Genomic DNA, 12,370 nt, shown 5'->3' with positions numbered 1-12,370 from the left:
TTGAGATTGTGTGCTAATGCGGTGATGGTGGGGCCCTCCTAACGGGTAATCATTAAAAAAAAGTATACGCGTCTAAGCCCGCCATGACTAGGGTGCAACCGCAAGGCAACGGCTACTTGGCCCATATCGATTTTTAGAATACGACCTTAACTTTTTCAGTCAGTTGACCACTTTCAGAGTATACTAATTCTGAGATTATTTTTCAGGAGGTAACTTACCCGTGACACTTATTCAACCCGCACAACCACAAGATTTATCACAAATTATGACCATTGAAAATGCTGGCTTCTCGCCTGCCGAAGCGGCAACCGAAGCCAGCATGGCCGAACGTATTCAGGCGATTCCCGATACCTTTTTGGTGGCTAAACAAGGCAAATCAGTCGTTGGCTACATCGTTGGGCCAGCGTTTGATCAACGTTATTTAACGGATGCCCTCTTTGAAAAGACGACACCGAATGCAACCGGGGAGGCTTACCAGACCGTCTTGAGTCTGGCGGTTAGCCCGCTACATCGGCATGAAGGGGTGGCCGGTCAGTTGCTAGAGGCCTTGGCTGTGGTCGCCTTTGACCAGCATCGAGAAGCGATTACGCTGACCTGTCTGCAAAAATTGGTGCCGTTTTACGAGCGGCATGGCTATGTCAATGAGGGCGTTTCAGCCTCAACCCACGCCGGTGAAACCTGGTATAATCTGGTGCGGCCGCTTAACTGATTAATTTCAAGCCCATCACAGCGGTCAAGATAACGACGACCCAGACTAGCTTTCGCCAATCTTTGGATTCGCCGAAGAACAACATACCAGTGAGCACACCACCAGCCGCGCCGATACCGGTCCAGATGGCGTAGGCCGTGCCCATTGGTAAGGTCTGTAAGGCCAATTCGAGGCCACCAAAACTGAGGGTAAATGCTAGAATCATCAAGCCCCACAACCACCATTTGCGTTGATGGAGGGCCCAGTTCATGAACGTGACGCCCAGCATTTCACTGAGGCCGGCTAAGACTAAGTAGATCCAAGCCATGGTTAGTCAGCTCCTTTCTGGGTGACCGTTTGCAGGCCGCCAATACCAATTAAGAGGAGTATGATCAGGGCAATCTTAGCCCAACTAATGGGTTCACCAAACGCGAACATGCCCAGCGTGGTTGTGCCCAGGGTACCCAAGCCAACGAAAACGGCGTAGGCGGTCCCGGCCGGAATGTGGCGACTAGCCCGAATCAAAAAGTAAAAGCTGAGGTAAACGGCAACGGCGGTCGCGCCCCACTCAAGTAGGGTACTGGCGTGCTTGAACCCAACGACCCAGCTGACTTCAAAGACGGCGCCGAGAACAACGGTGAGCCAATGTTTCCACATCAAAAGTTCCTCCTTCAGTAACCGAAATGTTCAAAAAAGAGCCTGAGAAATTCTGTCGCTAACGACAAAATCTCCCAGGCTTTTTCCCTTCCGTGTCTGTGGCTACCACCACAGGTTCCCTCTCGGACCAGACCCTTGCGGCGGAACCCTAGAGAACAAAAGTATTCGGTTATTTCGATAGCGCTAGCTTAGCACAGGTGTTGTGGGTTGGTCAAGGTGAGCGATATGAAGAACGTGCATCAAATAATGGCAGATGTTTGTTTAAGAATGAACTTAAAGTCAGTCTTTCAGATAGTCTTTGAATATATTGGCTTATTTAGGAATATCAAAATTATAGCCAATGATGATACCTTTTCGAGGAAAATCGTAAATTTATTGCTCGATTCAGATATAGATGTCATCAAATTTAAACTGAACCAAATTGAAAGAAAATGTAAGCGTTTTCTAAAATGACCAATCAGCCCCTCAAAGTGGCTTATATCACGAAAAATACAATCGATTACATTTCCGACAATTCGTGTTTAAAGTGGCTTTTCTGAAAATGTAATGACTGAAAATCCCTTTAATTGGGTTGCCTGAGCTTGATATACTGTAAGCGATTTAAGAATGACTGTACCGGTCAGCAAGAGCATCATTTAAAAACTGTGCCGCGGGTCTGATCCCCGGCGAAACATGGAGGTAACAAGTATGCAACTTGGCAGTATAGAAGCCGGGGGCACAAAGTTCGTTTGTGCGGTGGGTAACGAAGATTACCGCACGCTGGACAAGGTTGTGATTCCCACGACCACCCCGGAAGAAACATTAAGCAAATCAATCGCTTACTTTAAAAAATTTCCGGAGATCAAGGCCATCGCGGTCTCATCCTTTGGACCGATTGAACTGCGGCACAATTCACCGAAGTACGGCTACATTACCGATACCCCAAAGAAGGGGTGGGCGAACACCGATTTTATTGGTCGGTTGAAGCAGGATTTAGACCTGCCGATGTACTGGACGTCCGATGTCAACGGATCGGCTTACGGCGAGTACGTCATGTCAACGCTGTTCAACGAAAAGGTTGACTCATTGGTCTACTTCACCATTGGGACTGGTGTTGGTGCCGGGGCGGTCATCAACGGTCACTTCGTCGGCAGTCTGGGCCATCCTGAAGTTGGTCACGTTCGGTTGAAGCGCCATCCCGACGACCTTGACTTCCCTGGTATTTGCCCATTTCACGGTGACTGCTTGGAAGGTCTGGTCAGCGGGCCAACGTTTGAAGCGCGACTGGGGAAACCTGGTAAGGACGTGCCGTTGACCAATCACGTCTGGGACATCATGGCGTACTACGTGGCGCAAGCCGCCTTGCAAGAAACGCTGATGTTACGGCCCGATAAGATCATCTTCGGTGGGGGGGTCGTCAGTGAGGCCTTCTTAGTCAAGGTTCGTGCCGAGTTCGACAAGCTGTTGAACCATTACGTGGACGTTGGCAAGCTGACCGACTACATCGTGATGCCATCGGTTGAGCATAACGGCTCAGCTACGCTAGGGGATTTCGCCTTAGCCTTAAATGAATACAACAAATAATAAAAAGGAGTGCTTATTTTATGAAAGCCTTAGTTTTAACTGGAACCAAAAAGATGGAGATTAAAGATTTTCCAGAACCAGAAGTTAAGCCGGATGAAGTCTTAGTCAATACTGCTTATGCGGGTATCTGTGGGACTGACCGCGCCTTGTACGCTGGTCTTCCTGGTTCCGCTAACGCTGTGCCACCAATCGTCTTGGGGCATGAAAACTCTGGGATCGTTGCCGCTATTGGTAAGAACGTGACTAACGTTAAAGTTGGCGACCGAGTCACCGTTGACCCGAACATCTACTGTGGCCAATGTGACTACTGCAGAACTGACCGTCCGGAACTGTGTGACAACTTATCTGCCGTTGGGGTAACCCGCGATGGTGGATTGGAAAAGTCCTTCACGGCACCTTCATCCGTTGTCTACCCAATTCCTGACAGCTTGTCCTTAAAGGCCGCTGCCACCACGGAACCTGTATCTTGCGCGGTTCACGGCATGAGCTTGTTGGACGTTAAGCCTTATCAAAAGGCCTTGGTTATCGGCGATGGCTTCATGGGTCAATTGTTCGTTCAATTACTCCAAGCTTACGGCGTTCACCAAGTCGACTTTGCCGGTATCATCGATGAAAAGTTAGCCTTCAACAAGGAAAAGTTTGGCGTTACCAACACCTACAACACCACTCGTGACAGTATTCCTGCCGATTACGACGTTGTGATTGAAGCCGTTGGGTTACCACAAACGCAAGAACAAGCCGTTGAAGCCACTAAGAAGGGTGCCCAAGTCTTGATGTTTGGTGTGGGGAAGCCTAACCAAACCTTCTCAATGAACACTTACGAAGTTTACCAAAAGCAATTGAAGATTCAAGGGGCCTTCATCAACCCATACGCCTTCAAGGATGCCATTGCCTTATTAGCTAGTGGCGAATTGGACGTTGAATCTCTGATCAGCCATGAAGTACCGTTGGAACAAGTTGAAGACGTCTTAAACGGTAAGGTTAAGGGCGTCAGCAAGGCAGTCGTTAAGGTTAGCGACTAAACAAAAAAGGTAAGGGATAAATGTGAGAGCTGAAGCAGCAAGCAATTTCAATGAAGGAGCAGCACCGATGGAAGCGACGAATGGACGAACCCTTTCAATGTCAAAAGCAATCGCGTTTTTCGTCCTATCGCTGGTCATCAATTCGGCTGGTAACGTGTTAACGCTGGTGACGAGTGCCAAGATTCACCCCTCATTCTTAGGGGCAGCGTACTGGTCCGCCGCCGAAGCCAACTTAGGGACCGCGTTTCACTGGAACTTATTCTGGATATTTCTGATTATGGGCTTCTTAACGGCGGTCCTAAATGCCATCTTGATTCACCACTGGGATTGGAAGCGAATCGCCGGTAACATGGTCTTCATGGTGCCGTTCTCCGCTTTGATTCAAGTGTTTGAAAATTTCTTTGATGGCAAGTACCCGGCAATCTTTGCGGGCCTGCCGGAAGCGCGGAGCACGGGAATGGTTATCTTCTACGTGGCGCTGAACTTCTTGGGGGTAACGTTTATCGCCGTGGCGATCTCCATCTATCAACGGGTCAACCTGGTGCTGCATCCGGCTGATGACTTGATGCAGATCTTGCGCTTCCGTTACTTTAAGGGGCAAGCTGCTAAGGCGATGTGGGCGTCTTACATTCCGCCGACCATCATGGCCATCATAGCGTTGGTAATTACCCATCAATTCACGAACTTTGGGTTGGGAACGGTGTTTGCCTTCCTGGCCCAAGGCGGGATTACTGGGATTGCCGACAAGGTGGTTTTCCCGAACCTGAAGCATCAAGCCGTCGACGTTGGAAAATAGTATTTTCGCTAATGGGGTCTAAGTTGTCAAGTAAGCAAGTCTTGGGCCAACGGTTTGAAAGCGCTTATTTCGAAAACTTTACCAGTCACAGATGAATGACGATACCGATTGCGTTTAAGAAAAGGAGTCAGTTAAACATGTCAGTTCATGATTTTATTACTGGAATTCAACACGTGGGGATTCCCACGGCAGATTTAGACAAGACGATGGCCTTTTATGAATCTTTAGGCTTTGAACGGGCCGGTCTGTTCCCTAACGGCAAGAACCGTTGTGCCTTCATGCGGCTCGGCAACTTGACGATTGAAACCTGGGAGGGCGATCCAACCAATCCCACGGCCGGTGCCATCAACCATATTTCGTTGAACACCACCGACGTCGATGCTGCCTTTGCCGCCGCCAAAGAACAGGGCTTAGACCTGGTCAATGACGAGGTTCAATCCATTCCAACCTTCTGGGAAAAGGGTATTCGCTTCTTCAACATCCTCGGGCCGAACCACGAAACCATTGAGTTCTGCCAAATCTTAAAGTAGGGTGCGACTTGGGGCTACAGTCCCAATGAACCTAGATAATCAGCAAAAAGCAGTTTGCCACTCACCGGCAAGCTGTTTTTTTGTTGGTCACCAAGTTTGGATCGGAACGTGGGGGGTGACGCAATCGACGATGCCAACTGATTTGAACGCATGTTATTGCAGTAGTTCCCGCAGTTGTCGTTGTTGATCCAGGTCGATGCCGGCGAAGTTGAAACGGAAGGCTGTTTTGGGGGCACCATAGAGCGTGCCGGGTTTGACCAGAATCTGGCGTTCTAGGAGGTGGTCGAAAATGGCCGGATTATTTTGGGTGACCCAGAGGTAGAAACCGCCTTGTGGCGTGATGAATTGCCAGTCGGGACGCAGCTCACGAAAAATGGCGACCGTAGCTTGTCGGCGCTGGGCGAGCTCGGCCGTCAGTTGCGCGATGCCGGGGTCAAACGTGGCCGTCGTGAGTGCCAGGTTGGCCATGACTTGGGCGAGCATGCTGGGGACGATGTCGAGGCGTTTTTGAACCTGCAGCAGCCGTTGACCGATGGCGTCCGGCGCAACGATCCAGCCGAGGCGGGTGCTCGATCCCAATAATTTGGACAGGGAACTGATGTAAATAACGTTCTGGGGAGCGAGCGCCTTTAGTGTCGGAAGGGCGTCTTGGCGGGTACTGAGCCAGCCGAACACGTCGTCTTCCACGATGGCGACCTGATATTTCTGGCAGAGCTTGATCAGACGCTGACGCTGTTCAAGCGAAAGTAGCAGTCCGGTTGGATTTTGAAAGGTCGGGTTGAGCAAGAGTAGTTTGATGCGGTGCTGACGAATCAATTTCTCTAAAACGGCGAGGTTTAGGCCAGTCGGGGTTAGAGGAATGGTAAACGGCCGGATACCGAGCGTTTTGAAGACCGCGCTGGTCGCAAAGTAGGAGGGCTTGGTGAAGGCCACGGCGTCCCCAATTTTAAGCAGGCTGCTCAGAATCAGGAGCAGGGCCTGTTGCGCGCCGCCAGTGATGAGCAGTGTTTGCCGGTCGGTTCGGAATTGATGGCGCTGTGTGTGGTGGCGCTCCAGCGTCTGAATCAGTGGCAGATAGCCGGCATCCTGTTCTTGCCGCTGGGCGAGGAGAAAGTCTTGCCAGTTCAATTGGAGGTCTCCGAGTTGTGGAATCAGGTTCATTGGCAGTTCGTTGGCGGCGCCGTCAATCAGATGGGGGTTGAGGGCCCGAGCCTGAGTGAGCTTACGCTGAATGAGGGAGTGACTGGTCGTGGTGTTTCGTAAGTATTGGCCCCAATTGATCTTATCGGGAAGTGTGTTAATGGTGGGAACGGGAGCGACAAAGGTGCCACTGCCGCCCTTTTTGACGAGCAGACCGTTGGCCGTGAGCTCTTGAAAAGCGCGGCTCACGGTGGAACGGTCAACTTTAAGTAGTTTAGCGAGTTCGCGTTCGGCGGGGAGTCGTTGGCTGGGCAACAGCCGGTCTTCTTGAATCAGACTGGTGATCAGTTGGCTGATGGCTAAGTATTTGGGTTTAATATCTGGGAGATCCGCGTACCAATTGGGCATAGGAGGGCCTTCTTTCTTATTGGATGTATCACAGGTGTTTCAATGGTGGCGCAATTGCCGCCTTACCGTTCGCCAAATTTGGACCGGAACGCGGTGGGGAGGACGGTCAAAGCCTGAGAAGCGGTCTTTGACCTCGCTTTGAGCCAGAAGAGCACTGTCTCAAAGACGCCATTTTTCAAGGAGGAGCCTTGAAAAATCCCACGGCTGGGTCCAAATTTGGCTCACTCACGGCTATTTTGACGATTAACTTAAGGTTGAAGTGGTCAAAACACGGTTCATGCTCGTGCTAACCACAACATTATGATTAGCACGGGATTTTCGTAGCTTCAAGTCGAGTGAGCCGACTGGTGTTCTTCCAGCCGGCAACTTCCCCGTGGTAGGCGAAATTTTTGGCAGCTGAAGTGTGTCCTATTGGGTCGAAATTTGAATTTCAGCGTTCACTTGTGACTGGGTGGCTGAAGTCCTTTTCAGTATAATAATTGGCTGGATTAAAAACAAGCCAATTGGCGGTTGTTGTCGGCGCCAAGTGCGCGATACTTAAGAGTGAGGGGAGGCGAGTAAATGGAAAATGTTTTGACCATTGCGGGGGCGGATAGTCTTGCCGGGGGTGGCATTCAGGCCGATTTAAAAACGTTTGAGGAACTCGATGTGTTTGGCGTCAGCGCGCTCACCAGTGTGGCCAGCATCCTACCCGAGCAGGTGGTATTAACGCAGTTGGCCCCTGCGGTGGTGGACCAGCAGCTGACATCGATTCTGTCACAGCTACCGGTTCATTTCGCTAAAACGGGCTTGTTGGGGGACGTGGCAACTTTAGACCGCGTGGTTGACCACCTCCGGCGACAGCCCGTGCGGCTGGTGGTGGACCCCGTTCTGGTGTTCAAAGAAGGGGCCACGGATTTGGCTACGGACTACATAGCAGCATTGCGTCAACGCTTATTGCCGCTGGCATATGTCACTACCCCCAATCTGGATGAGGCGGCACAACTCAGTGGATTAGGACCCATTACCACGCGGGCGCAAATGCGGACAGCGGCGGCGCGTATTCAAGCGTTGGGGTGCCCGAATGTGGTGGTTAAAGGGGGGACTCGGTTGGCTGGAACGGTCGCCGTGGACTATTTACAATTTGGTGACGAGTCATATTGGTTTGAGACGCCTAAAATTCAAAAGAAGACGACGGATGGCGCCGGGTGCACCTTTTCCGCGGCCATTACGGCTCTGTTAGCGACTGGGGAGGCATTGCCGCAAGCGGTCGACCAAGCGAAGCAGTTTGTCCGCGCGGGAATCGACCACGGCGTTGCCATCAGTGAGCACCTGGGGAGTGTCTGGCAGGGTGCGTGTCGTCGACAGGAGTAGAGAAAATGCGAAATGAGAAGTTGAAACAAACCATGTTGGCGGCCGTTTTGATTGCGATGACGGTCGGCTTGTCGATTATGTTCGTGATTCCCGTGCCGGCGACCAAGGGGATGGTCACGCTCTGTGAGGTTGGTATTTATACCAGTGCCATTTTATTTGGTGGACCGGTGGGCGGCATGGTTGGCGCCGGAAGCGGCTTTTTGATCGATATTCTATCGGGGTATCCGGAGTGGTGCCTGTTTTCACTGGTGATTCACGGCTTGCAAGGACTGGCGGTCGGGTATTTGACGCCGGAACATACCAAGTCGTTTAAAACGATGCTGCTACCACTTGCAGTTGGAAGCGCTATCATGGTGATTGGTTATTATTTTGCTACCGCGCTTTTATTTGGCTGGCCGGCGGGGCTAGCATCGATCGTTGGTAATTTAGTTCAGGTTGGGTTTGGGATGGTCGTGACGCTTTCCATTGTCGAGAGCCTCGTGAAATTCAAGCCTGACCTGGTTTGAGGAGTGTTCACATGACAATTGATTTGGAAAAAATGACAGCAGAGTTAAACGTGATTCTTGAAGATGTCCTGGAGGCGGCGAAGTTACAGCCCGGTGACCTGTTCGTTTTGGGATGCACGACGAGTGAGGTCGTGGGTGGCCACATTGGCAAGGCTTCTAGCATGGATGTGGGCACCCGCATCATCGAAACGTTGCGGGCTAAGTTGGACCCCTTAGGCATCCAACTGGCCGTGCAGGGCTGTGAGCATATTAACCGCAGTCTGGTCGTTGAACGGGCCGTTGCGCGGCAACACGATTTTGAAATTGTGTCGGTCGTCCCAGCACTGCATGCCGGCGGGGCTTGCTCCATGGCAGCTTTCCAGCAATTCACGGATCCCGTTGAAGTGGAACATGTGGTGGCCCAGGCTGGTTTAGACATTGGTGATACGGCGATCGGGATGCACATCAAATTTGTTCAAGTTCCCGTGCGACCGAGCATCAGCGAATTGGGTGGGGCCCACGTGACGGCATTGCGGTCCCGGCCGAAGTATGTCGGTGGGCCACGAGCAGTCTATGAATTGGCTAAGTAATTGTTAAAAAATATTGAAAAAACCGCTAGAAATCGAATTGGGATTTCTAGCGGTTTTTGTGAGACCTATGTCGAATTTAGTTAGAGCGTGAGCGATGCGTCGAATAGCGTTGCGCCAAGTCTGGGTTGGCGTTACGCAACAGTTGGGCCGCATCGCTAGTCGTCAACTGGTCGTGGTCCAGATAGCGCATGACGTCGGTCGTTAGCCGGTCGAAATGAACCATGTGGAGCGGCCGGTCGAGTGCGCTGGGAAAAGGATGGTGAGCGGTTCGCCATGCCAACCACTCTGCTTCTGTGCGGGACAATAGGTCGTCAATCGCGAGCAGCTGTAAGTCGGCTAGGCGGTGGGCGACCACGTGGTAAGGCATGGCAGTTTGATCGGCTAATTGCAACAGGGCGAATGCCGGCGAGTCAGCTTTGCGCTGAAGTCGTTGCCAGGTCACCGTTGTCTGGCGTGCGGGAAGCATGATGGCCGCAGTGAAGGCATCGCTGGCGGTCACGTTCTGTTGGTAACTCGTGGCAACGAGATCCCACAGGGTATGCGCCGCGTGGTAATAACGTTGTCGCAGAGGGGGTGCCGTATTAAGAATCGCAAAGTTTTGCTGTTTTAATTGAATCAAGGCGCCATAGTAACTGGTATCGGCCACATCGCGGTAGATCACGGTGGCGCGCTCGGCAAGCAAGCGTTCGATATCGGCGCCAATGAAGCCGCCATTAGTGGGCGTTGTGGTGAGAAAGTTGGCCGCAGTTTGTTCTGCAAATAGTGCCGCAATGGTCTCAGTCATAGGCGGCCTCCAGTAAGAGACACTGGCGAATGTCGCACAGGACTTGGGCCAAATCAGCCTGACCGGAGCTACCACAAGGGGGTTCCGTGCGACGGGCCAGGGTGGTTTCTACCTGACTAATGGGCGTCAGGGCCGGCATCGTCAGGATAGTCCCCTGTGGGGGTGTCACCATCAGAGTTGCGTGTGCGCGGTGTTGTGGCTTGTGAGAAAGTTGACTGTGATCCATTGAAAGCCCTCCTAGTCGTTCAAAAGTTATTTTGACTTCTAAGTTGCTAGTGAAAATCGTCAATCAATCGGTGTCACTAAAACCAGTTGCACGGGGGAACTGCGCCCCAACTCTGAGTATACGGGTTCTACGCTGAAATGCCCAGAAGAGTCGTATCTAGCGGGCTAGAGGTTAATTTGGTTGGTGAATTTTGGGCCAAAATAAACAGTGTGTACACGAGAACGCCAAACGTCTCTGAGCACACACTGTTATAGACGGGGCCGGCAAGCTGACCACGAGTGATTGTAGCAACCGCCGGAATCGTGCTATACTAGCCCTACTAAAAAGCGAAAGGATGTTCCCCTTATGAATGACCCTAAACTAAGTGAAGCCACGCTACAGCCAGTGGCCTTTGCTGACATCTACGCCGCGGAAGACCATATCTTGCAGTTGGGACAGTTGAAGCAGGAAGTTGTGGAAAATGATCAGTTGGAACACCCCACGTTTGATCAGTGTTTGCTAGAGGGAATGACCTTTTTAAACGCTGACTTTCACCGGTTGGAGATGACCGACGTGATCCTAAAAAATTGTACCCTGGCCAATTGTCAGTTAGAGGCGGCAAGCCTCTACCGGGTTCACTTTATCGACTGCAAATTGATGGGGAGTACGTTTGACCACGCCACGTTAAAGGACGTGACTTTTACGGACTGCAGCTTGGCCCTAGCCAATATGAATGAGGCCAAACTGACCCAAATCATGGTGGATCAGAGCGACCTGACGGAATTCAACTGCCTGGCCAGTCAACTGAGTAAACTGGTCTTTCGCCAGTGTCAGCTAAACCAGGCCGATTTTTCTGAGACCAGCTTGAAGAAGGTTGACCTGAGCACCTGTCAGTTCGATGAGTTGCGGGCCACCACATTTGACTTGGTGGGGTGCACGCTGAACGAAACGCAAGCGGCTTACTTTGCCAGCCAGTTTCTGGGGATTACTGTCGCGTAATGATTTGTGCGTCCAGCCGAATCTCTTGTGGTGCGAGTTGCGGGTCAGCAAGGTGCGCCAATAAACGGGTAACCACGGTTTGGCCGAGTTGTTTGATCGGTTGTCGAGCCGTGACGATGGGGTGTGGCAAAAAATCGAACCACAATTGATCGTCGAAGCCGCCCAGCTGGAGAGTTGGTAGATTGAGTGCAGTCAATTTTCGGAGGACTTCTTGCATAATCGTATTGTCGCCAACAAAGAGGCCATCACATTTCTGATTGATCACCAACTGGCGGGTCATCTGTTGAACGTTGCTATTGTCAGTTCGTGCGGCGACCTCGATGGCGCTGTCCGGGGTGATCCCTCCGTCGTGCAGCGCTTGGTGGTAGCCAGCTAGCCGTTCGGTCGCGGTAAAGGAGACGGCACTGTTGATGATGCCGATACGCGTAGCCCCTTGTGCTAACAGCTGGGAAACGATGTGGCAGGTGGCCTTGACGTTGTCGACGATGACGCGATCATAGGGGGTCCGAATGTTAGCAGGGGGCATTCGGTCAACGAAGATCGCAGGCGTAGTGCCCAAAATTTTGGCGTAATCGGTTTGACCGCCAGCACTGGCGATGATGATGCCATCGACCTGTTTTTCAAGCATTAAATTCAGGGCGTGGGCTTCCTTGGCGAGGCTTTCGTCCGTATTCATGATGAGGACATCGTAGCCGGAATGGGCCGCAGCGTCCTCTATTTCCCGGGTTAACTGGGTGAAATAATCGTTGAGAATGTCTGGAATAATCATCCCGAGCGTGTGGGTCTGCTTGACCCGGATGCCGCGAGCGAGACTGTTTGGTCGGTAGTCCAATTGGTCAGCGACTGCCTGAACTTTCTGGCGGGTGGCACGTTTGACGCGGGGACTGTGACTCAGTGCCCTTGAAACGGTTGCTTCCGAGACGCCGGCTGCTTTTGCCACGTCTTTGATCGTTGGTTTTTGGGACAAAGGGACTCACCTCACAATTTTTTAAAACGTTTTACAGATTTTATGGTAGCGTTTTTATACGGGTAACGTCAACTATTAACGCTAGTCGTAAAATATTTTTCCGAAAAATTGCCCAAAAAGGACTTGCATTCACCTAGAGGGTAATGCTAAAATTATATCCTGTTGGGTCAGTAATGACCGAAT

15 protein-coding genes and 1 riboswitch are annotated in these 12,370 nt (G+C 51.5%); of the genes, 9 read left to right on the top strand and 6 right to left on the bottom strand.

Going from position 1 to position 12,370, the window contains the following annotated elements; genetic code table 11:
- Window positions 1-265: 265 nt before the first annotated feature.
- On the top strand, window positions 266-709 hold the full coding sequence (locus tag FAY32_RS04005; RefSeq protein ID WP_143462361.1) for a GNAT family N-acetyltransferase: 444 nt from the start codon (window positions 266-268) through the stop codon (window positions 707-709).
- On the opposite strand, the gene FAY32_RS04000 is transcribed toward FAY32_RS04005, so the two are convergent.
- The gene (locus tag FAY32_RS04000; RefSeq protein WP_143462174.1) at window positions 702-1,016 is read right to left on the bottom strand and encodes a DMT family transporter; all 315 of its coding nucleotides are present in this window, start codon (window positions 1,014-1,016) and stop codon (window positions 702-704) included. The two genes, FAY32_RS04005 and FAY32_RS04000, sit on opposite strands and share 8 nt — an antisense overlap.
- 2 nt (window positions 1,017-1,018) lie before the next feature.
- The gene (locus FAY32_RS03995) at window positions 1,019-1,345 is read right to left on the bottom strand and encodes a DMT family transporter (RefSeq protein WP_143462173.1); all 327 of its coding nucleotides are present in this window, start codon (window positions 1,343-1,345) and stop codon (window positions 1,019-1,021) included.
- A 69-nt stretch (window positions 1,346-1,414) separates the two neighbouring features.
- A riboswitch (guanidine-I (ykkC/yxkD leader) is annotated at window positions 1,415-1,508 on the bottom strand.
- A gap of 524 nt (window positions 1,509-2,032) precedes the next feature.
- Here FAY32_RS03995 and scrK point away from each other — a divergent pair.
- The 4 genes from scrK (at window position 2,033) to FAY32_RS03975 (ending at window position 5,256) form a co-directional block, all read left to right on the top strand.
- A complete protein-coding gene (gene scrK / locus FAY32_RS03990; RefSeq protein WP_143462172.1) occupies window positions 2,033-2,908 on the top strand; it encodes a fructokinase ScrK in 876 nt (291 codons plus the stop codon).
- 20 nt (window positions 2,909-2,928) lie between these two features.
- Window positions 2,929-3,930, top strand: coding sequence for a zinc-dependent alcohol dehydrogenase family protein (locus FAY32_RS03985; protein WP_143462171.1), 1,002 nt, complete (start codon window positions 2,929-2,931; stop codon window positions 3,928-3,930).
- Between the two features lie 67 nt (window positions 3,931-3,997).
- On the top strand, window positions 3,998-4,726 hold the full coding sequence (locus FAY32_RS03980) for a fructose permease (protein WP_143462170.1): 729 nt from the start codon (window positions 3,998-4,000) through the stop codon (window positions 4,724-4,726).
- Between the two features lie 137 nt (window positions 4,727-4,863).
- Window positions 4,864-5,256, top strand: coding sequence for a VOC family protein (locus FAY32_RS03975; RefSeq protein ID WP_143462169.1), 393 nt, complete (start codon window positions 4,864-4,866; stop codon window positions 5,254-5,256).
- Between the two features lie 153 nt (window positions 5,257-5,409).
- On the opposite strand, the gene FAY32_RS03970 is transcribed toward FAY32_RS03975, so the two are convergent.
- Window positions 5,410-6,804, bottom strand: coding sequence for an aminotransferase-like domain-containing protein (locus tag FAY32_RS03970; protein WP_143462168.1), 1,395 nt, complete (start codon window positions 6,802-6,804; stop codon window positions 5,410-5,412).
- A gap of 561 nt (window positions 6,805-7,365) precedes the next feature.
- Between FAY32_RS03970 and thiD the strand changes: the two genes are divergently transcribed.
- The 3 genes from thiD to FAY32_RS03955 are packed head-to-tail and all read left to right on the top strand — an operon-like array spanning window position 7,366 to window position 9,232.
- Complete coding sequence (thiD, locus tag FAY32_RS03965) at window positions 7,366-8,157, top strand: bifunctional hydroxymethylpyrimidine kinase/phosphomethylpyrimidine kinase (RefSeq protein ID WP_143462167.1); 792 nt, start codon at window positions 7,366-7,368, stop codon at window positions 8,155-8,157.
- A 5-nt stretch (window positions 8,158-8,162) separates the two neighbouring features.
- Window positions 8,163-8,663, top strand: a complete 501-nt coding sequence (locus FAY32_RS03960) for an ECF transporter S component (RefSeq protein WP_143462166.1) — start codon at window positions 8,163-8,165, stop codon at window positions 8,661-8,663.
- An 11-nt stretch (window positions 8,664-8,674) separates the two neighbouring features.
- Window positions 8,675-9,232 carry a TIGR01440 family protein gene (locus tag FAY32_RS03955; RefSeq protein WP_143462165.1) on the top strand — a complete coding sequence of 186 codons (558 nt, stop codon included), beginning with the start codon at window positions 8,675-8,677 and terminating at the stop codon, window positions 9,230-9,232.
- A gap of 76 nt (window positions 9,233-9,308) precedes the next feature.
- On the opposite strand, the gene FAY32_RS03950 is transcribed toward FAY32_RS03955, so the two are convergent.
- Both FAY32_RS03950 and FAY32_RS03945 read right to left on the bottom strand, forming a co-directional pair.
- Window positions 9,309-10,016, bottom strand: a complete 708-nt coding sequence (locus tag FAY32_RS03950; RefSeq protein WP_143462164.1) for a hypothetical protein — start codon at window positions 10,014-10,016, stop codon at window positions 9,309-9,311.
- Entirely contained in the window at window positions 10,009-10,242 is a 234-nt protein-coding gene (locus FAY32_RS03945; RefSeq protein ID WP_143462163.1) for a hypothetical protein, read from the bottom strand. Before FAY32_RS03945 ends, FAY32_RS03950 begins: the two co-directional genes overlap by 8 nt.
- 345 nt (window positions 10,243-10,587) lie before the next feature.
- On the opposite strand from FAY32_RS03945, the gene FAY32_RS03940 reads away from it, so the two are divergent.
- Window positions 10,588-11,220, top strand: coding sequence for a pentapeptide repeat-containing protein (locus tag FAY32_RS03940; protein ID WP_143462162.1), 633 nt, complete (start codon window positions 10,588-10,590; stop codon window positions 11,218-11,220).
- Here FAY32_RS03940 and FAY32_RS03935 read toward each other — a convergent pair.
- On the bottom strand, window positions 11,207-12,187 hold the full coding sequence (locus FAY32_RS03935) for a LacI family DNA-binding transcriptional regulator (protein WP_143462161.1): 981 nt from the start codon (window positions 12,185-12,187) through the stop codon (window positions 11,207-11,209). The two genes, FAY32_RS03940 and FAY32_RS03935, sit on opposite strands and share 14 nt — an antisense overlap.
- Window positions 12,188-12,370 lie beyond the last annotated feature (183 nt).

Source organism: Levilactobacillus enshiensis, from assembly GCF_007115095.1.
In the GTDB taxonomy this organism is placed as follows: Bacteria; Bacillota; Bacilli; order Lactobacillales; family Lactobacillaceae; genus Levilactobacillus; species Levilactobacillus enshiensis.
This window is presented reverse-complemented; position numbering and strand designations above follow the sequence as displayed.

Bases quoted from the DNA above. Each gene is read 5' to 3' on its own strand.
- FAY32_RS04005 (WP_143462361.1), top strand. From the start codon at position 266: ATGACCATTGAAAATGCTGGCTTCTCGCCTGCCGAAGCGGCAACCGAA.
- FAY32_RS04000 (WP_143462174.1), bottom strand. From the start codon at position 1,016: ATGGCTTGGATCTACTTAGTCTTAGCCGGCCTCAGTGAAATGCTGGGC.
- FAY32_RS03995 (WP_143462173.1), bottom strand. From the start codon at position 1,345: ATGTGGAAACATTGGCTCACCGTTGTTCTCGGCGCCGTCTTTGAAGTC.
- scrK (WP_143462172.1), top strand. From the start codon at position 2,033: ATGCAACTTGGCAGTATAGAAGCCGGGGGCACAAAGTTCGTTTGTGCG.
- FAY32_RS03985 (WP_143462171.1), top strand. From the start codon at position 2,929: ATGAAAGCCTTAGTTTTAACTGGAACCAAAAAGATGGAGATTAAAGAT.
- FAY32_RS03980 (WP_143462170.1), top strand. From the start codon at position 3,998: ATGGAAGCGACGAATGGACGAACCCTTTCAATGTCAAAAGCAATCGCG.
- FAY32_RS03975 (WP_143462169.1), top strand. From the start codon at position 4,864: ATGTCAGTTCATGATTTTATTACTGGAATTCAACACGTGGGGATTCCC.
- FAY32_RS03970 (WP_143462168.1), bottom strand. From the start codon at position 6,804: ATGCCCAATTGGTACGCGGATCTCCCAGATATTAAACCCAAATACTTA.
- thiD (WP_143462167.1), top strand. From the start codon at position 7,366: ATGGAAAATGTTTTGACCATTGCGGGGGCGGATAGTCTTGCCGGGGGT.
- FAY32_RS03960 (WP_143462166.1), top strand. From the start codon at position 8,163: ATGCGAAATGAGAAGTTGAAACAAACCATGTTGGCGGCCGTTTTGATT.
- FAY32_RS03955 (WP_143462165.1), top strand. From the start codon at position 8,675: ATGACAATTGATTTGGAAAAAATGACAGCAGAGTTAAACGTGATTCTT.
- FAY32_RS03950 (WP_143462164.1), bottom strand. From the start codon at position 10,016: ATGACTGAGACCATTGCGGCACTATTTGCAGAACAAACTGCGGCCAAC.
- FAY32_RS03945 (WP_143462163.1), bottom strand. From the start codon at position 10,242: ATGGATCACAGTCAACTTTCTCACAAGCCACAACACCGCGCACACGCA.
- FAY32_RS03940 (WP_143462162.1), top strand. From the start codon at position 10,588: ATGAATGACCCTAAACTAAGTGAAGCCACGCTACAGCCAGTGGCCTTT.